Here is a 20,531-nt window from a genome sequence, read left to right as displayed (position 1 = left end):
AAGGAAAAAATATAATGGAAATCTAAATTTATAGCGTTTAAAGAGCTTGTATACCTCCAAATTAAAAAGTTCATTGAAGATCTTAAATATAAGCCAATTTCATTTTAACCCACCGCCAACTTAGCCGTCTCATACCACAAATATGCTGGCATGGGATGTTTTAATTTCCATGTGATATTCATTGGTTGGCTACCTTCATATTTTACAAAATCGACTGGACCAAAATTAACAAATCCCATGGTTCTACCATTCTTATCTTTAGCTTGTTCACGTACAAATAAAATGAAGGTTTTGTTATTTTTCTTTTGCTCAATATAACCTAAACCACGCCCTGATGTTGGTTTAGCACTATTTTGTGTTTGCCAATGGAATAAAGTCGGACTTATTGCGTAATCGTGATACATGGTGGTTGCTGTGAACTGACTTTCACACTTATTAAGGGTAACAAAAAGCAATTCGGTATTCGCATTGGTTACGTTGAGCACACCTTCACGACTCGATGATTTTTTACCAAAAGTAGTATCACCAAACGCTACAAGAATATGTTCTTTAGGATAACGCACGTGCATGCTTAATGGTGTGTTATCTATAACCGTATTATTCACTTTCGGCATAGCAAATTCATTTACGTCTAAACGATCAATTAATAAAGCAATAACTTCTACTAACTCTGCTTGTAATTCTGGATGTTTTAGCGCAGTTAAACTCTGTTCAATATTATCAAAACCAAGTTTATTACCTGCATTATCCCAAAAGTCGTAATGGCACATTAATGAAAGTAACTTTGCATCTTTATTGGCGTTTTCTACTGCACTTAATGAAAAATCAGCTTGAACTAATTGCTGTAAAAAACGCAAATATGAAATAGACGTGCAACTTAATAAACGATTATTAATAGCGCGATAGTAAGCAGCGTAAATATCTTTTTCTTGTTCAACAATTTCATTGTCTTTAGCTTTATTGAGTAATGTGAACCAACCACCAAACTTCCCAAGCTTCACTTTATAAATATCTTCAAGCTTGTACTGTTCATAAATATGTAAAAAGTTGGTTAGCGTTAATGGTAATGTTGTTATATGTAGGAAGTTGTTAATTAAGCTAATTAATCGATTTCTATTTAATGTCGCTCGGCTAATATTTTGTAAGATCATCGCTTGTGTTTTTTCTTGCAACTCAATACGACAACCCAAAGGTAAATGTGGGAAACCTTGCTTTATCTCTTTATCAATAGATTGGTTGGTTTTACCTGTTAGTGCTCTGAACTTACTTGAAAAGTCATATTCAGGTCGCGAATTGCCAACAAAATCTAAAATGGTACAACATTCTTTATTGTCGGTTAAACGTAAACCGCGCCCAAGTTGTTGTAAAAATATGGTTAAACTTTCAGTTGGTCGTAAAAACAATAAAGTATCTAGATCTGGAATATCAACACCTTCGTTAAAGATATCAACCACAAACAAAATGTTAATTTCTTTCGATTTTAACGCCTGCTGCATTACCTCACGATCTTGGCTGTTGTCACTGGTTAATACGCCACAAGCAATGCCTTTTAACGTGAACTTTTTCGCCATAAATGTGGCGTGTTCTTTACTGACACAAAATGCCAAAGCGCGCATTTGTGCTATGTCGGTTACGACTTCATCAAGGCTTTGTAAAATACGTAAAACACGTTGATCGTTATGCGTATATAAATTGGTTAACTCAGCAACATCATAGCGACCTCTAGCCCATGATATTTTGGTTAAGTCGGTATCATCATCAATGGCAAAGTATTGAAATGGTGAAAGGTGGCGTTGGTTAATTGCTTCTGGCAGTCGAATTTCAGCGGCAATAACATGGCAAAAATCACTTAATATATCTGTGCCGTCATGACGCTCTGGCGTTGCCGTTAAACCTAGTAAAATTTTAGGGGTAAAATGCTTTAATACTGCACGATAACTGCTGGCAGAAACGTGATGTACTTCATCAATCACAATGTAATCAAAATAATCTTCACTCAAGTTAAGCGTATCTAATTGATTATTCATTTTTGAATTTAGGCTTTGAATAGAAGCAAACAAGTACTGATACTTACTTGGTTTATTATTCCCAACCCATAATTCACCAAAGCTACTATTTTTTAAAACGCCACGGTATGCCCCTTGTGCTTGTTTTAGTATTTCTTCACGGTGCGCTATAAATAGAAAATTAGCTTCTGGGTTATCACGATAAAAATTAGCAAAATCAAACGCTGAAATAATGGTTTTACCTGTGCCTGTTGCGGCAACCACTAGATTTCGGTAACGATTATGTAGCTCACGCTCAACTTGTAACTTTTCTAATATAGTTTGCTGGTGCGAGTGTGGTTTTATATCAAAGTAGAAGTTAGCTGATGTATTACTAAAACTACCTTTGGCTTCTTGTAGCGCGTTAGTTAACTTTTCTCGACTTTCTATTTCACCATCAAAATATTCAAAATCTGGTGACTCCCAATAGGTTTCAAAGGTACTTAACGATTTTTCAATGATGTGTGGAATTTCTTTGGAGGTAATTTTCAAGTTCCACTCTAAACCACTGGTTAACGCCGAATGCGATAAGTTAGATGAGCCAATGTAGCCAGTATGAAAGCCTGTATTGCGCATAAACAAATAAGATTTAGCGTGTAGGCGTTCGCGATTAGTGTTGTAACTGAGTTTTACTTCGGTATTAGGCAATGATGCTAAAAACTCTACTGCTTTGGCATCCGTTGCGCCCATATACGAGGTGGTTATTATCTTTAGTTTTTTGCCACTTCGAGTAAAAGACTCTAACTCTTTTTTAAATATACGAATACCAGCCCACTTAATAAATGACACTAGCCAATAGATTTTGTCAGATGATTGTATTTCTCTTTTAATTTCTGTTTCTAATGAGATGCCTACGTTACTGCCACAAAATAACTCACTTTGCGTGAGTCCTGTTATTGGCATAATCGCGTCAACGTATTTGGGTAAATCTGCCGAAATAGGGTTAGCTTTATCAAACAACGCGGTAAGTATTTTTCCTTGGCTGTCTAACAAGTTTTCACTAATTAATTCTTCGTCTTTAATGTGGGTGCTTAACCATTTAACGATAGTGTTGGCTAAGTTAATTTGATCATGAATTCGAGTGTCGCCACTTGGCACTGAGTCCATAGCTATTTCAATAAGGCGGGTTAAAAACCTTGATAACCATGTTGCCGCTTCACCAGGTTCTAATGAACGTTCTTCAACATAAAATGAATCACGATCTAAATTTTGTTCCACTAATTGTGTGATAAGCTGTTCATAGATGCCGGTTTGATTCATGAAAAATCCTTCTATAGGTGATGGAGGCTTAGAATATCTTAAAACATACAATAAATTTATGTTTTTAAGGATTATTTTTCTCTTTTACGTTGAAAATTTAACTTTTAAAAATTGGCATGAATGCCAATACCTGTTTAGCTTATTTTGTATTAAGTTAGTTTCAACGCTCATGGACGAATAGTTGTATGATCCTTAAAGATAAAACACCTCAAAATTTAACTTCAGTTACTGCAAAAGCAGGCTATAAACAGGAACAAGACGTTGCCTTTTTTCTTCGACGTGCTTTTAAAGATCATCCTCAAGTTTTTGTTATTAATGATTATAAATTCAGTTTTAATGGTGAAACTGCGCAAATTGATCACCTAGTTATTTATCCTTATGGGTTTGTATTAATTGAATCTAAAAGCATTAAAGTGAGGTAAATGTTAATGCTTTAGGGGAATGGTCGCGCACTGTTGGCAAAAACTGGGTTGGAATGCCTTCGCCGATCAAACAAGTTGAATTACAACAAAAATTATTAAGAGAAATGCTGCATGCAAACAGGGAAAGTATTTTAGGGAAAATATTGGGTATTAGGCAGCAATCTTTCGGTATGCGTTGTTGGGATAATATTTGTGCGGTTTCTAGTAGCGCGATAATTGAGCGTGACTCAATGCCAAGTAATGTTTCAAAGCAATTAGTAAAAACTGAGTTTTTGGCTGATAAATTACTTAAAGTGATGAAACTAAAAAATGTAGTTACTAAGTTAAACCCTTTTGATACTAGGCCAGATTTTAGTGATGAAGAGTTAACATCAATAACCACATTTTTAATGAATTTTCAAATGTTAATAATGTTAAATAGGTTGTCGCAGCAGAAAAAATTCAAGATACCCTAATAACACCCATTTCTCGGTGGTGTAAAAATCTATATGGATCATTTAGAACGTGTTGGTTTTATTGATATTGTTTATTGAATATTATGCTGTTTATTGTATAAATAAATTCTTACAATGGTTAGGGCATTTGCAATAATCACGATAAGTTCAAGTAAGACCCCGCCAATAGAACCAACTAAAATATTATGGGTTATCCAACAAACTGCGCCAAAAATAAACGCTAAACGCATTTTTATACCGTGTAAAAAGAATACCGCATACGTTCCGCAGCAAGCACCTAAAATAGGTAAGATACTGAGCATGGTTTCAAATAATATTCCGCCCCAAACAATATTGGCCGTGATAAACACTATTCCCACCCAAGGCATTTTAAATTTAATTGAAATAAAAGTGCGAATTAAGCTTAATAAATTAGCAGCTGCAGCTGTAGGTGAGCCTAATAAGAAAAAATGTGCCGTTTGACAAGCAAATAAACAAAGCATACTTACTTTGAGTTGCTTGTCATTTTTTTGCAAGAATGTGTAGGTGCCCAATATAAAACTGAGTAAACCTAATGACTGAGCAAAATTAAAATCCATCGTGAGTCTTATTTATGGTAATTCATGGCCACGGGCTGTCACCCATAACTGATACCACTGGCCATTAGTTAAACTAACCTTTTGGGCTTGTACGCAAGCTTTAATACGCTCTATGTTAGTTGTGCCAATAATAGGCTGAATGTTAGCTGGATGGTGCATTAACCACGCTAAAATAATGGCTTCTTTTGAGGTTTGATATTCAGCTGCCAAGGTTGCAACTAATTGTGCAGTTTTTTGAATATTAACGGCTTCAGCGCTAATATCACGACCAGTAAATAAGCCTTGGCATAAACTTCACCAAGATTGAAGCTGAACATTATTTGCACGGCAATACTCAATTGTTCCTGCGCCATAATTAACAACGGCTTCGCCTGAGTTACCAGAAGTTACGCCTTCTTCAAGCCAAGCTAGATGTTTTAAACTTAATTCAACTTGGTTGACTACTAATGGTTGAGATAAGTATTTTTGTAAGTAGGTTAGTTGATGAACTTGCATGTTGGAAACACCAAACTGCTTTACTTTCCCTGATGTTTGTAAACTATCAAAAGTTTGTGCAATTAATTCTGGTTCCATCAGAGGATCAGGGCGGTGCAACATTAAAATATCAAGCTGTTCGATATTTAGACGGTTTAAGGAGTTCTCAACTGAATGGGTAATCCAGTTAGGGGATGAATCATAACGCTTTGGCCCTAGTTCATCTTCAAATCGAATTGAACATTTTGATTGAATAGCAATTTGATCACGTAATGTTGGACGTTGCTTTAATACTTCACCAAATACTTTTTCGGCTTTGCCTTTTGTATAGATGTCAGCATGGTCAAAAAGTGTAATACCACAATCGAGAGCGGCATCAACTACGTTATGCGCAAGTGATATATCACTGGTATTAATTGGAGTATTATCCCAAGTGCCACCTAACCCCATACAGCCAAAAACAATTGGACTATTGTTTTTGATATGCTGCTCTAACGCATATTTATCTTTGTTCATTGGTGATCCTACAATAAGTGATTTTAGGGGGTGTTCATTAATTTGAAGTTGGGATAACAACTTGCTTGCTAGCTGTTGTTTTCTTTATTACTTAGTTACATTTGGTTGTAATGCACTCAAGAATAACGAAGATAGAGCGACGTTTGAACCAAAGCCAAAACTTGCTATTGAATCAAGTTTGGCTTGGACTAAGAAAACACAAATATTGTGCATTGATACGTACAAACATAGTAACTCTATATCCACAATGAGTAATACTACACCGTAATTCGTAGGTGAGTAAACGGCTAAGTGTTAATGAGTGTTTATGACAAAGTCATCAAACCGAATGAAAGAGTCGTGTTTAGGAACCCAATCACGGCTATTACCGCCAAAGAAGGTTGAAAAGTAAAAACAATTAATTAGTCCTTGTTCACCTAAGCGTAATCTGAAATTTGTTTTTTCCATGACGAGATTGCCATCAACCCAAGCTGTTATCTTCGCATTTTTCTGATGGCTTTGATTCAATTTTATATGCTGTTTTATTTCATACCATTGTCCTGTTTTAAAAGTAACACCATTAAGGGGGAGTTGTTCGCCCCATTTAGTTTTCATATCAACATAATAAAGGTAAAGTTCAGCTGTACCTTGCGCTCGCCACATAAAGCGAGCACTCCAACCTTCACCATTATTTGGGTGGTTACCGCCAGTAAATTTTGCTCCGCCGCTGGTTAATCCAGGTAATTTACCGCCTTTAGCGAAATCAAAACCATGTTCAAATTTAATTTTATATGACAGGGTATATTCTGTCGCAGCAGGAAGTTTTACTTCAAATTGACCACCCGTTTCTCTTGGGCCTAAACCACCTTGAGGATAAAACATTCGAATAACTTTACCTTGTGTTTCATCTTTTATAATTTCTGCTCGTTGATAAACATTAGCCCAGTTAATTTGGGGCCATTCATTTTTGATACTATGATTGCTATATAAGCCAAGCGGTGACTGCTCAAAGTCTATTGTTAAAATTGAAGTCAAAGTATGCTTAGGCTGATTTAGCTTAGTAGTGGCCATATTCGCACTACAACCGTAAATAAATAGTAAAAATATAGGTATTAATTTTAGGAACTTCATGTTTTTTCCTTATGCTTATTTAAAGTTCATTTGAACTTAGTTGCTAAGCTTTTCGGTTCGAAAGTCAAAGTAATAGTGTTTAAACATCATTATTTTTTACTTTGACAGAACGCTATCTTTAGCGTTAACTTTATTAAATATAATATTTGGTAGGGTGGTATTACCAATTGTTACAGTGTAATATGACTCAGCATAAAGTAAAGCTAAATGATTCTTCGAATAGAAAATGAGTTTAATATTTCTAAATAAATAGCCAAGTTAAGCTGTAAGTTGTTTATTTTAAAATAGAAGTACTATTAGGGTCTGTTGCTCTTTGTTTATATTTTCAGCAATAGGCTATTTTTAGTGATAGCAAAGCAGAATGAACGTTGTTTGCTTATTCCAAATGCGTGAATTCCAAATGAGTGAAATTCTAATGCAGCTAGCGCAAAAAATAGCCATTTCCCTGTGGGCTGAGGCTAAAATCGCTTTACTCGGCGTTAAAAATTATTGGTTTAGATGACTAAACGACATAATTTCAGCCTTGATTAAAACGATTTTATCTCTCAGCTGAATTATTAAACAAAGATAAACAGACCCTAACTAAATTTAACTTTATTTTATTGTTATATATTTGTCTGGTGTTGTTGAATAACAATTAACCAATATAATAATTATTAATGAATAGGGTGTATAAGAGCATCCAAAATTTATCTTGTTACAAATACAATTTAGAGGCAGTTAACATGAAAAAAGCAGTTGGTCTTTTGCTTTGCATCGGTTTGTTAGGATGTGAACAACAAAATAATGATGTAAGCGAGGTGCAAGCTGCACCGAAGAAAGTATCGAATTCAATACCTCAATTTAATGAAGCGACAGCGAAACAAAATTTAGTATTTATTAAAGATCAATATTTAAAAATGATTGATCATGTCGACAATAATGAGCATTTGCACTTTGCTAATGGATGTACTGAAAGTGACATGGTGTGTTTTCCTCGTGCAGAAGAGCACGGTGAAATATTCATGGAAAAAGCGAAAAAGTGGACTAACGGTTTTTATCCTGGCTTGTTGTGGAAATTATTGAGCGCTAATCAACAAATTGATGGTTTTACGCCTGCCGAGCAAGAAAAAATTTTTAATAAAGCTAAACATTACCAAATGGCCTTAATGCCTGAAACATTGCGAGGTTCTACGCATGATTTAGGCTTTATTTTATATGATTCATTTGGTGAAGCATTAAATTATGATGGTTTATCTGCTTCCGATAGAGCCTTATATCAACAAGCTTTAGCAACAGGCCGTGATACTTTAGCTACGCGATTTTCAACCGATCACGGTTTAATCGAATCTTGGGACTGGGTGCCTAGCTTACCGGTACATTATTTAGAAAATGGTAAAGTTATTCGAGAAGAAAAAGCATTAGCTGAGCCGTTCACTTTTCCAGTGATCGTCGACAATATGATGAACTTAGAATATATGTTAAGTAGTCAAAAGCCAGCTCATCATGAGATAGCACTTAGCCATGCGAAACAAACGTATTTAAATCATTACTTTTATACAGCAGATGATGTTAATAAAGAATTCCCGATAGCTTATCATTTATATGATTACGACACTAAACTACCGGGTAACTGGCAAGGTGTTGGTAACATTTCAGCGTGGGCTCGTGGTCAAGGTTGGTCTTTATATGGTTTTGTAACCGTTGTTGAAGCGCTTAAGTTGAATAGCTCTGACATGAGTTTACCTGATTTTGAACAACATATTGATAAATCAATTAACTCGATTGTTAAATTATTAGATGGAGAAGTCATACCTTATTGGGATTATTTTGCCACTTTACCTAATGCCGCTGAAATTGCCGCTGATCAAGACCCAGCTACAGTACGTTATTCACGCATTTTAGATTTATGTGATATTGAAATATCAGATCAAATATTACCTTATGTTGGTTATGCACCAATTAAAATAGCAAAAGATATTTTAGCAGAAGAAACTTTAGCGGAACTTGCCACAATGACCTCTGCTTACAATGAACCTTTTATACAAGGTGATTACGTATTCCCTTGTGGTAGTGCGCCATATAAAACCAAAGCTACTCATATTCCTCGTGATACTTCAGCAGCCGCTTTATATGCCTCAGCCTTATATCGATTAGCAGAGTTTACAGAAGCTGGCCAGTTACGTGACAAAGCAGTTACCTTAGCAGATAAAATTATGCTTGAGTTAACTGAAAATTATTTAACCAGTAAAAATAAAGCAAAAGATTATCAATTAGGTTTTGTCTTAGCAGAAGCAACAGGTAACTTACCTAATGCGAGTGAAATTAATACGTCAATTGTTTATGCTGATTTTTACTTTTTAGAAGCGAATATGCGTAAACTAGCCTTAGCGAAGAAAAAATAACGCAGGCAGTTATTAGGCGTTAATTTTCTACTTTTGCTAGAAGCTAGCTGCTAGCACATCTAAAGCTCTACTATGTTAGTAGAGCTTTTTTATTACCCTAGTCAGTCAGTCACAACAAATATAGTGATTAAATTTAGTAGCTCAAGTTAAATAACTGCCGTAGCAAAAGTAATAAACTTAAAAAAATATAATACTCTGTTTAATATGGTATCACTCCAAACCTATATAAAATCTCATCGGTTTAGTAAGCTTATTGTTGTTCATTAAAATCTATTAAATACTTTCGGATTAGAAAAACTAATATCAAAGATTAATTTTACTCGTTTGTGATTAGCGGCTAGAGCAAGTATTCTAACCAGGTTTTCGAAATCTCCCCGATTTCTTCATACTTATAGACTCTTATTTTTGTCAGGCATCCTATGGATGCCTTTTTTTTGCCTGTTTTTTAGAAAAATTTAAAAAGCTTTAACAAAAGACTATTAAAGCTGATTTGTTTAGCCCAAAAGCCAAAAGCCAAAAGCTAGAAGATAGAAGATAGAAGATAGGAATATGGGAGTTATATCAAACAGTAAGTGAAGTACAGAGTAGAGGCGGTTGAAGTTGGCAGTAATTTCATCTTAGTTATCATTGATTGAAACTACTGCCTCAGGTATTAAATATTATTGGTGATATCCACCGATAATTTTAATTTTTGGCCAGGTTGTAAATAGTTTTTACGGCTTAAGTTATTCCAGCGTTCAATGTCGCTGATTGAAACATTAAATTTACCCGCGATACGTGCAAAAGAATCGCCTTTGCGTACCTTATAGGTGATATTTCGCATCACGGCTTGTTCGGCGGTATTAGAACGATTAAATTGGCTTGGCGCTTTTTGCCAGATCACTAATTTTTGGCCTGGCTTGATCATATCTTTTGGCGCCATACCATTCCACTTTGCTATTTGGGCACTGGTAACTTTATGCGCTCGTGAAATATCCCATAAGGTGTCACCACTTTTTACTTGATATTCAAACTTAGTACCGGCACGTTCGCGGTTTTGTGATTTAACAATGCGTTGCTGCTCTGAAAGTATATAACTGTCAAGGTCTTGGGTTGCAACTGGAATTAATAAATATTTACCGGCGCGAATTTGTGAGCCTTTAATTTTATTAACACTTTGAATGAGACTAATACTGGTATGAAATTTTTGCGCTATTTTACCTAAACTGTCGCCAGATTTTATTTTATAACGTTGCCATGCTAAGCGTTCATCTTTTGGAAGTTTGCTGATGGCGGCAGTAAAAATGTCTTTTTTATTATTAGGAATAACTAAGTAATGAGGGCCATCGGGATTTGTCGCCCAACGATTAAAACCGGCATTTAAACGCTGTAATTCTGCCAGTGATATTTGTGATAACTTTGCTGCTTTGGCAAGATCTAATTGTGAACCAATATCGATTACGGAGATCACTGACTTATTTTCAATTTCAAATAATTTAATATTAAAATCGTCAGGGCGCTTAATAATATCAACTAACGCTAACAATTTAGGCACATAAGCTTCGGTTTCTTTTGGTAGATCAAGCGACCAAAAATCGGTTGGCTTATTTTTTCTTGCGTTATTACGCATGGCTCGTTTAACACGACCTTCACCTGAGTTATAAGCGGCAAGTGCTAATAACCAATCGCCATCAAAATACTGATGTAAATATTTAAGGTAAGCAATAGCTCCTGCAGTTGATGCGATAACGTCACGACGTCCGTCATACCACCAGTCTTGTTTCATACCAAAACGTTTGCCAGTTTCAGGCATAAACTGCCACATACCTGAAGCACGACTGTGAGAATAAGCAAAAGGATCAAAGGCGCTTTCTACTACCGGTAATAATGCTATTTCTAATGGAATATCGTTCGCTTCTAACTGTTCAACAATATAATACAAAAAAGGCTCAGCACGTTTGGCAACTCGGTCTAAATAACTTTGATGTTTTGCAAACCAGTTGCGTTGAGTCACTAAACGTTTATTTTGTGGGATATCAAACGATAAGTTGGCACGAATACGCTGCCAAATATCATTATTCACATCAATATTATCAGAATTAGTGGTAAATTCGACATCAGCAATTGGGTGTATTACATCGACATTAGGGTCGGTAAGTATCGCTTGATTTATTTCGCTAACCGAGGCGATATCAATAAGTTCGGCGTTATCTAATGATTGTTCGTCGGTTTCTGCTTGTTGTGTTGTTTGACATGCGCTAAGCAGTAACAAAGAGCTGAAAGAAGAAGTAATAAGGAAAGTTTTTAAAGTCATAAATACTGCACGTGCTTTTAGTGAATGGCGATTATTACGTGATTGCTCCCATTGAGCAAGTCGAACTTACTTAAAAGCTCAGCTAATAATTGTCTCAAAATGTATCTTTCCATTGTCGTAATGCGGTAAAAACTGATAATGGTGAATTAAGTGTTTGATTTGTATGAGAGCTTACGGAGTTTTTTATACTGTCTAAGTGGCTTCGTAAAAAAGGATTTATTGCTAGCTCTGTAGCAATACTTGTTGGCAGCGTACTTTGTTCTGCGGCACGTATTTTAATCACTTTATTGTAATAGGCGATTAACTCGGCATTGTCAGGCTCAGCCGCGATGGCAAATTGTAAATTACTTTGGGTGTATTCATGGCTACAGTAGACCTGTGTGCTTGCTGGTAATTTGGCTATTTTATTGAGCGATTGAAACATTTGCTGTGCACTACCTTCAAAAATGCGGCCACAGCCACCCGAAAATAATGTATCGCCACAAAAAATCATTTGCTCATTATAATAGGCAATATGCTCAAGGGTATGGCCGGTTAATGACATAACTGATAAGTTGAGATCATGGGCGGCTAAATAAACGCACTCGTGTTCATTTACGATGATATCGGTATGTTTATTGTGTTTTTTGGGAATAGGTAAACTTTCGCTGTTGGCAAGAGGCTGAAAAGCGGGGCCGTAAATAGTTAATGGCCATGCTTTGTTGTCACAATAGCTTCGTAAATTGTCAATACCGCCAACATGATCAATATGGTGATGAGTAATTAAGATATTAACGAGTTGTAAATTATGCGCTTCGATGTACTTGATACAAGGAGTGGCATCGCCGGGATCAACCAAAGTTAATTCGTTGGTTGATGAGTTGATCAGCGCCCATATGTAATTGTCGCTAAAGGCCTTAATGGCGGTAATATGCGTTTTCGGTTGCGACATCTGTCTTCCTCATTGATAATAACATGAATACTTGTGGTGTTGAGCTGAACGAGAAATTACTCAATTACCTCAAAATTATTGCGTTATTGTATCATTATTAGGGGCTTAAATATTAATGAAACCGGCATTAGGTTTTCGGCAACCGATTGTACCTAAAAATTGGCAGAAATTACCCTCAGGAGGGCTTATTTTAACCGGTGTTAATCAGGTTTTAGCACATTGGTGGCCAAAATTCTTTGGTTATCATTTATTAAAAATAGGTAATTTGAGTACTGAAATTGACAGCCAATCTTCGCCGATAAAAAATCAAGTGAATGTTGCCATGAATGTTACCGGTGATAACGCTGGTGGTGTTATTGCCGATATTGATGATTTACCTTTTCTTGAGCATAGTGTCGATGTTTGTTTATTAAGTCATACTTTGGAATTTAGTGTTGATCCCCACCATGTGGTGAGGGAAGCAAATAGGGTACTGATCCCAAATGGTTATATGGTGTTAACGGGGTACAACCCGTTTAGTGTGGCAGGGTTAAATAAACTTTTGCCCTATCGTCGGCAGACGTATCCATGGAGCGAGCGATTTTTTTCTCCTAATCGTATTAAAGATTGGTTGCATTTAATGGGCTACGAAATATTAGCAGATGAACGAATTTTACATCATCGTTTGTCAGGTAATAAAGAGCCTGGCGTTATCGCGAGTTATTGGCAAAACTTTGCTAGCCGTTATTTTACCAGTTTAGGCTCGGTTTATGTCATTATTGCCAAAAAACGGCGTTTACCTTTAACACCGATCAAACCCAAGTGGCAATTACGACCCAACTTTAAACCGGTGAATGTATCGCCGATGAACTCTTCTCAACGATGTGAAAAACTGACAAAAAAATAGTTTTAGATGTTAGTTAATAGCCGTTTGGTGAAAATAAAGTCATGTAGAGGCGTGTCGCACATTCATCGGTCATGCTCGAAACATAATCAGCAATTACGCGTAACGGGTTATTATTCTGCTCCTGTGCATGTTGCCAACGTATAACAACATCTTTAGGTAATAATCTTTGTGGATCAGAAGCAAAAGCTTCAAAAAGCTCCATAACTACTTGCTGGCCACGATATTCTAAACGTTGTATCTCGGTTTTTTGGATCACGTATTGAAAGACAAAGTCTTTAAAAATGGCTAAAACTTGCCGGTGAACGGTTGGTAATTTTGCATTATAGCGTAATAAGTTTTCTTCAAAGTAGATGCCTTCACTTTGGTTTAAATCAACAATATCAACGGCGGTAATTAGAAAGTTTACTAGGCCGCCAATGGCTTCTTTTTGCTCGTAATGATGTTCACTAAATAAGTGTTGCGTTAAATTTTGACAAAACTTGTGTAACCAAGGATGTTCAATGGCAAGTAACCTTGTTATCACTTGTTCTTCAAATTCTTGCTGACTAACAACACCGGTAAAAATAGCATCTTCCATGTCATGAATACCATAAGCAATATCATCAGCTAGCTCCATAATGGAGCAATCAAAAGATTTAAAGCGGGTTTTATGGTGACCACTTGTTTGTGGTTTCGTCGTTTGAAATAGTGCTTTATCGGCAGCGCTTAAAGGGGCAAGTACCCAATCAAGAATGTTGTTGTCATCATCATAAATCCCTTTTGGTGGATGCCATTCGCTGGCTTTAAGTTGGCGTAAATTATCTGGCGGGATCGCTATTTCACAATTATGTAGTCTGGACAAAACTTGTGGGTATTTTATTAAACCTAATAAACTTCGGCGTGCTAAATTCATCCCGAAATTGTCACTAAAGGGCTCTAAATACGCCACAATACGTAAAGTTTGTCCGTTACCTTCAAAGCCACCGTGTTCGCGCATCATAAAATTTAAGGCAACTTCACCGCCATGACCAAAGGGCGGGTGACCAATATCATGGGCCAAACAAATAGTTTCAATTAATGAGTCTTCATTGGGTAATAACTGCTGACTTATTTTAGGGTGTTTAGAGCGCAATTGTGCGGTGATCCCTGAGCCTATTTGAGCGGCTTCCAAAGAATGGGTTAAACGGGTTCGATAAAAATCACTTTTACCACTACCCATCACCTGTGTTTTAGATTGTAAGCGCCGAAAAGCGGCAGAGTGTAGAACTCTAGCGCGATCTCGCTGGAAAGGACTGCGATGATCTTGTTCGCGTTTTGCCATTTGTGGTAAGCGGCGTTCATGCCATTGATTTATGTTCAAACTATTAATATTCCTTATCCATTGATATTAAAGATGAATTCTAAAAAATTTAATTTTTACAGTATGTTGTAACAGCTTTACGTTTATTTTGCTATCATGGCGTTAATTTTTAGCTATTGCTATCTGGGCAGTTTAGTTTTTATGTTAATAAATATATTAAGTTTAGTCGTCTTTTTATTTTATTTAGTACCTGTTTTTTCTTATGGCGAAGTTGAGGTTAATGAGATAGATGATGTAAAGCCTGTTGTTAACATTAACAAAGCTGAGCGCAGAATAACCTTACTAACCGGTTTACCTAAGCCGCCTTTTATTCTGGAAGATGGCCAAAGTGGCTTACAGTTAGATATTATTCGAGAAGCTTTAGCTTGCGAAAACATCGATGTTGAATTTATTAATATTCCCGCAGGTAGAAATATTACCAGCCTAAAAACTCTTGGCGCTGACGGAATGATAACGTTACCGGCTGATTTTGATCACCCAGGAATTTTTGTTTCAACGCCTTATATTTATTATCAAAATGTTGCTGTTAGCTTAACTGATAATCACTTAAACATTGAGCAGTTTGATGACTTAACTTTATTAAGTGTTGTCGCTTTTCAAAATGCCAAAAAGTTTCTGCCTCCCGCTTATGCAAACGCGGTAAATGCGGGGATTGAATATCGGGAAATTGCCGATCAAAACAAACAAATTGAAATGTTTTATCGCCGAAACATTGAAGTGATCATTTTAGATTTATCAATTTTAAAGTATTTCTTAAAACATCATAAAGCGAGCATTTATCAAAAAGATATTACGATACATTCGTTATTTGATAAAGGAGGATATGCGATTGGCTTTAAGGATGAAAATTTATTAGCTAGGTTTGAAAAAGGCTTAACCTGCTTGAAGGAAAATCAAGGATATCAAAAGATTATTGCTTTTTATGGCGAGTAGAGGTTCACTCATTTGGAATAACCAAACAACGTTAATTCTGCTTGGCTATCACTTAAAAAAGCCTAATGCTGAAAATATAAACAAAGATCAAACAGACCTTAGTGATCACTCGCCATAACTCTTTTATTTATTGGCAATAAAAATAGCGCGTTTAGGGGCAGGGTAACCTTCAATAGTTTTACTATGGTCATTTGGATCAAGAAAATCCGCTAATGATTCATTATCTAACCAGTCAGTTTTACGCTGTTCTTCAAAGGCGGTTTGATCGGTATTAACCCAACGAACGTTTTTAAAACCACAACGTTCTAACCATGAACACATAGCTTCACCACTCGGTAAGAACCAAACATTACGCATTTTGGCATAACGTTCACCAGGCACTAACACCGTATTCACATCACCATCAACAATTAAGGTTTCTAAGACCAGTTCACCGCCAGGCGCTAATTGCGCTTTTAGTTGATAGAGAAAATCAATAGGTGAACGGCGGTGATATAAAACCCCCATTGAAAACACCGTATCAAAAGCGTTTAACTCCGGTAATTGCTCGACACCTAAAGGCAATAAATTTACGTTATCGTCTTTAATGAAATGTTTAACCGCTTCAAATTGCATTAAAAATAGCTGTGTTGGGTCAATACCCACAACAAACTTTGCACCTGCACCGCGCATACGCCATAGGTGATAGCCACTACCACAACCAATGTCTAAGACATAACGGCCTGATAAATCGCTAATAAAAGGTAATAATCGGTCCCATTTGAAATCTGATCGCCATTCGGTATCTATGTGTAAACCATGAAGATGAAAAGGGCCTTTACGCCAAGGTTTTAATTTCATTAACAAATGGGTTAATTTTTTTATTTCCCCGTCAGATAAATCACCTTGTTCGCCAACCGCTACTTGGTTTAATAAATCAAGTTTTGTGCTCTCAACTTGTGGTAATAAATCAATCGCTTTTTGCCATTGAGCGAATTCACCGTGTAGGTGTTGATTATTCCATGTGGTTAATTGTGATGGTAAATCATTTAACCAAGGTGATAAACGGTTGCCTGCAATGGTTTGAAAAAATTTATTAAAATTCATTATTTTATCGCGATAAGTGAAGTAAAGTTAAAACATTGAAACCAAGGGGTGACATGTTTGAAACCGGCTTGTTTTAAACGGTGGATTTGTTGGTCTAAGGTATCGGGTTTCATGACGTTTTCAAGGGCTGTGCGTTTTTGTGCTATTTCTAATTCACTATAACCGTTAGCGCGTTTAAAGTTGTGATGCAATTCTGTCACTACCTCTTGGCAAACGCCATCAGTTTGGGTTATTTTTTCCGATAAAACTAAAATGCCGTTATCAAGCATGTTATCGGCAATTTTTGTTAATAAGTTTTGACGATGTTCACGTTCAATAAACTGTAATGTAAAGTTAAGTACCATCATGGATGCTGGTTTAAAGTCAACGTCCATAATATCGGCTTGCATAATATCTACAGGGGTTGCGCCTTTAAAAGCTTGAACGTGCATTTTGCAGCGTTCAACCATAGCGGCGGAATTATCAATTCCAATAATATGGCAATTTTGGGCGGTAATGGCTTTACGCATTGCTAAGGTGGCTGCACCTAAAGAACAACCTAAATCATAAATAGTGCTATTATCTTGCGCATATTGTTTGCTTAAACGGCCAATGGTATCAATAATAGTATTGTAACCAGGCACAGAACGCGAGATCATATCAGGGAATACTTCCACTACTTGAGCGTCAAATTTAAAGTCTTTTACTTGGCTGTGAGGATTTGAGTAGATAAGATCAGTATCTGATGGCGTCATGTGCATACTTTTATACGAAAAAAATTAGCGTTATTTTAACGTATTTTTTTAGCGATTGAAGTTTTCTCTTTGATTTAATGAAAAATAAATTAAGATAAAACGATATTGCCTTTTATTTTTACTTTTTTGAATTAGGTTGTAATGACTCAAACCGCGAAGTTAGCTTGGTTTACGTTTATCGTTAGTTGTTGTTTTCAGCTATCAGTATTTGCCGCAGAACAAAGTACGCCTGTTTATAATATTGCGGTAAATCATCATCAATATCCGTTGCAGTATATTAATGAACAAGGTCAACCCGATGGCCTGTTCGTTGATTTTTGGCGTTTATGGGCGAATAAAAGTAAACATCAAGTTCAGTTTGTTCCCTTAGCTACAGATAACGTTGACTCAAATAAGTTGTCGCAAATAGATTTTTATGCCGGCATTTTAAATAATCCGCATTCAAAGCAGGAGGGCTTTGAATTATCTGCAAATAAGCAGCAAGTATCAGTTCAATCTCATATTACCTCTGTGTCATTTGAACAGTCTTTTTATATTAATGTTCACCGAGAATACTCTCATATTATTGAGCTTGAGGATCTTTTACCTTATGCCATTGGGGTATTAAAAAATTCAGCACAAGCGTTTTATTTTAAACAATATTATCCGGCTTTGTCTGTCAAAGTATTTAATAGTCCTGAAGCCTTATATCAAGCGGCATTAACAAAACAAATTATTGCTTTTGCTGATCACGATAGCTTGCGCAAAAATTATCATCAAAAATCCTCATTAACCAATTTTTATCCTATTCACAAACGTATTAGTGTTTTACCCATAAGCTTTGCAATTGTGAGTGAAAAGCCCGTTGAACGGGATATTAAGTTAAGCTCTGATATAAGTCAGGGGATAGCATTAATATCGGCACAAGAACTTACTGAACTATATCAAAAATGGTTTGGGCAATCAGAAAAACGTCAGCGTTTGTTAGTCACATACAGCCAATTAAAACCTCCTTATATTGGTCATAATGTTAAAGGAGAGCCAGAAGGTTTATTAATAGATTTATGGCGGATTTGGTCAGGTTTTAGTGGTGTCGATGTTGATTTTGCAAAAGTATCTCAGGTACAAGCGACGTCACAGTTGACTAATGATCATGCTGATGCCCACATTGCTTTTGCAGACAGGGCTTTAAATGAAAAAATCATACCTATACATAAGCTTTACCAAGATAAAGTGCAGTTTTTTATTTCTCAACAATTAGATCGCGTAAAGCATGTTGATGATTTAGCGGGAAAAACCATTGCTATTGCAGCTCATGCCCCTTATTTATTAGATTTAGAGCATAAATACCCAAATATTCAGTTTTTACCCTATGAAAATTTAGCGGACGCTTTAATACCAACTAATGCGGAGGAGCTTGATGGTATTGTTGGTGAAGCACAGCATATTAGCTGGTTATTAGCTCAAGCTAACTTATCTCCATATTACTTTTCAATTATTTCAAATTATTTGCCAGTCAGTTTTCATGTGCTAACTAAGCAAAATAATGACAATATCAGACAATTAATCGTCAATGGCTTTGAGCAAATACCTAATTATCAATTAATTGATATTGAACACCAGTGGTTAACAGCAAAACAAAATGCGTTTTTTCAACAAGTCTCTAAGCGCATTAAACTTAGTGTTGAGCAACAAGCTTGGCTGTTAGAACATCCACAGATTAAAGTTGGTATGACAACGAATTGGTCGCCAATGGAGTTTGTTGATAATTATGGTGATTTTGTTGGCATTAACCCAGATGTTTTTGAACTGATTGCACAACGTATGGGAACACAATTTACGTTTGTGCCGTACACGCGTTGGCAAGATTTAATTGCCGCTGTTGAAAACAAAGAAGTTGATATGATCACAAGTGTGTCAAACACCGAAGAAAGACAAAGTTTTTTGAATTTTTCTGAATCGTACTGGCATATGCCGTGGGGTATTGTTCATCCGGTAACCAGCGGGAAAAAGGCGGTACTGTCTGATTTTTCTGATCGTAAAGTAGCAGTTTTATCTGGTGTTCATGTCATTAGTATCATCAATAAATTATACCCAGCAATAGAGTTGGTTGAAGTTGATACGATAGAAGCGGGATATCATTTATTACAAAAAGGGCAAGTAGCGGCGTTAGTAACGTCATTAGCTCCAGCCTCTGAGTTATTAAAACGTGAAAGCTTAATTACGATGGGACTTTCGGTTATTGATAATTTAGCGGTTGACGGTGAACAAATTGGGATACGCAAAGACTGGCCTGAGTTGTTATTGCTAGTTAATCAAGCACTTGCCTCAATTAGTGAGTTAGAAAAACAAACTATTATTGATAAATGGTTTAACGTTGAAATTAATACCGGTTTTGAAAAAAATGTGGTGATCAAATTAGCCATTCAAATTGGCGTTTTCACTGTCATTGTTATTGCGGTGATTATTTTTTGGAATCGCCGTCTGTATCATGAAATTAAGCGTCGTAAAGCGTTAGAAATTAAAATGAAACACATGGCAAACCATGATGAATTAACAGGCTTAGCGAATCGAACATTATTAACTGAGCGAATTAATTCAGCGATTAACTTTCATAAACGACAAGGGTTAACCTTGGCTGTTTTGTTTATTGATTTAGATGGTTTTAAACATATTAATGATAATTATGGTCATGATGTTGGTGACGAATTATTGGTACAGCTAACGGATCGCTTGCAAGCTTGTGTTCGAGAATCTGACACTGTTGCACGTTTTGGCGGAGATGAATTTGTATTATTGCTAACTGGCCTAAATGATAAAAAAGAAGCGGCTTTTATTGCTGAAAAAGCATTAAAAGTGATCCGTCAGCCAGTTGAGCTATCTATTGCTACTGTTGCTGTAAGTTGCAGTATTGGTATTTCGGCTTTTCCTGACGATGGTGATAGCGATACTGAATTGTTAAAAGTGGCTGATACCTTGATGTATCGTGTGAAAGCTCATGGTAAAAATCATTATATTTTTAATTAAAGCGTGTTGAGCTTTTGTGTATAACTGCTGCATTGGCGCTCTTTGGTACTAAAATCACAAACTAAAACCCCAGATTAAA

At 36.1% G+C, this 20,531-nt stretch carries 13 protein-coding genes and 2 pseudogenes; 6 read left to right on the top strand and 9 right to left on the bottom strand.

Annotation, left to right across the window (positions count from 1 at the left end; genetic code table 11):
- Window positions 1-104: 104 nt before the first annotated feature.
- A complete protein-coding gene (locus tag ACSLUO_RS10930; protein ID WP_448248564.1) occupies window positions 105-3,305 on the bottom strand; it encodes a DUF3427 domain-containing protein in 3,201 nt (1,066 codons plus the stop codon).
- A gap of 185 nt (window positions 3,306-3,490) precedes the next feature.
- On the opposite strand from ACSLUO_RS10930, the pseudogene ACSLUO_RS10925 reads away from it, so the two are divergent.
- Window positions 3,491-4,122, top strand: a pseudogene (locus ACSLUO_RS10925) (NERD domain-containing protein); the annotation flags it as partial.
- Window positions 4,123-4,253: 131 nt separating this feature from the next.
- On the opposite strand, the gene ACSLUO_RS10920 reads toward ACSLUO_RS10925, so the two are convergent.
- The 3 genes and pseudogenes from ACSLUO_RS10920 to ACSLUO_RS10910 all read right to left on the bottom strand — a co-directional run bounded on the left by ACSLUO_RS10920 (window position 4,254) and on the right by ACSLUO_RS10910 (window position 6,860).
- On the bottom strand, window positions 4,254-4,760 hold the full coding sequence (locus ACSLUO_RS10920; RefSeq protein ID WP_448248563.1) for a YgjV family protein: 507 nt from the start codon (window positions 4,758-4,760) through the stop codon (window positions 4,254-4,256).
- A 12-nt stretch (window positions 4,761-4,772) separates the two neighbouring features.
- Window positions 4,773-5,750: pseudogene (locus ACSLUO_RS10915) on the bottom strand (aldo/keto reductase).
- Window positions 5,751-6,044: 294 nt separating this feature from the next.
- Entirely contained in the window at window positions 6,045-6,860 is an 816-nt protein-coding gene (locus ACSLUO_RS10910) for a polysaccharide lyase (protein WP_448248562.1), read from the bottom strand.
- Between the two features lie 361 nt (window positions 6,861-7,221).
- Between ACSLUO_RS10910 and ACSLUO_RS10905 the strand changes: the two genes are divergently transcribed.
- Both ACSLUO_RS10905 and ACSLUO_RS10900 read left to right on the top strand, forming a co-directional pair.
- Window positions 7,222-7,362: a hypothetical protein gene (locus tag ACSLUO_RS10905; protein WP_448248561.1), complete on the top strand. Its 141-nt coding sequence runs from the start codon at window positions 7,222-7,224 to the stop codon at window positions 7,360-7,362.
- A 223-nt stretch (window positions 7,363-7,585) separates the two neighbouring features.
- Window positions 7,586-9,244, top strand: a complete 1,659-nt coding sequence (locus ACSLUO_RS10900) for a hypothetical protein (RefSeq protein WP_448248560.1) — start codon at window positions 7,586-7,588, stop codon at window positions 9,242-9,244.
- 652 nt (window positions 9,245-9,896) lie between these two features.
- Here ACSLUO_RS10900 and ACSLUO_RS10895 read toward each other — a convergent pair.
- Window positions 9,897-11,537, bottom strand: coding sequence for a LysM peptidoglycan-binding domain-containing protein (locus tag ACSLUO_RS10895; RefSeq protein ID WP_448248559.1), 1,641 nt, complete (start codon window positions 11,535-11,537; stop codon window positions 9,897-9,899).
- 94 nt (window positions 11,538-11,631) lie between these two features.
- On the bottom strand, window positions 11,632-12,468 hold the full coding sequence (gloB, locus tag ACSLUO_RS10890; RefSeq protein ID WP_448248558.1) for a hydroxyacylglutathione hydrolase: 837 nt from the start codon (window positions 12,466-12,468) through the stop codon (window positions 11,632-11,634).
- Window positions 12,469-12,583: 115 nt separating this feature from the next.
- On the opposite strand from gloB, the gene ACSLUO_RS10885 reads away from it, so the two are divergent.
- Window positions 12,584-13,354 (top strand): class I SAM-dependent methyltransferase, encoded by a 771-nt coding sequence (locus tag ACSLUO_RS10885; protein WP_448248557.1) that lies wholly within the window; start codon window positions 12,584-12,586, stop codon window positions 13,352-13,354.
- Window positions 13,355-13,367: 13 nt separating this feature from the next.
- Here the strand turns inward: ACSLUO_RS10885 and ACSLUO_RS10880 are convergent, their stop codons facing one another.
- Complete coding sequence (locus tag ACSLUO_RS10880) at window positions 13,368-14,693, bottom strand: anti-phage deoxyguanosine triphosphatase (RefSeq protein WP_448248556.1); 1,326 nt, start codon at window positions 14,691-14,693, stop codon at window positions 13,368-13,370.
- 141 nt (window positions 14,694-14,834) lie between these two features.
- Here ACSLUO_RS10880 and ACSLUO_RS10875 point away from each other — a divergent pair, with 141 nt between their 5' ends.
- A complete protein-coding gene (locus tag ACSLUO_RS10875) occupies window positions 14,835-15,626 on the top strand; it encodes a substrate-binding periplasmic protein (RefSeq protein ID WP_448248555.1) in 792 nt (263 codons plus the stop codon).
- Window positions 15,627-15,749: 123 nt separating this feature from the next.
- Here the strand turns inward: ACSLUO_RS10875 and cmoB are convergent, their stop codons facing one another.
- Entirely contained in the window at window positions 15,750-16,712 is a 963-nt protein-coding gene (cmoB, locus tag ACSLUO_RS10870) for a tRNA 5-methoxyuridine(34)/uridine 5-oxyacetic acid(34) synthase CmoB (RefSeq protein WP_448248554.1), read from the bottom strand.
- Window positions 16,712-17,446, bottom strand: a complete 735-nt coding sequence (gene cmoA / locus ACSLUO_RS10865) for a carboxy-S-adenosyl-L-methionine synthase CmoA (protein WP_448248553.1) — start codon at window positions 17,444-17,446, stop codon at window positions 16,712-16,714. The genes cmoB and cmoA overlap by 1 nt, the downstream gene beginning before the upstream one ends.
- A 141-nt stretch (window positions 17,447-17,587) precedes the next feature.
- Here cmoA and ACSLUO_RS10860 point away from each other — a divergent pair, with 141 nt between their 5' ends.
- Window positions 17,588-20,452 carry a diguanylate cyclase domain-containing protein gene (locus ACSLUO_RS10860; RefSeq protein WP_448248552.1) on the top strand — a complete coding sequence of 955 codons (2,865 nt, stop codon included), beginning with the start codon at window positions 17,588-17,590 and terminating at the stop codon, window positions 20,450-20,452.
- Window positions 20,453-20,531: the final 79 nt, after the last annotated feature.

The organism is Thalassotalea agariperforans, from assembly GCF_053470345.1.
The sequence above is the reverse complement of the archived record's forward strand: the minus strand, read 5'-3'. Positions and strand labels throughout refer to the sequence as shown.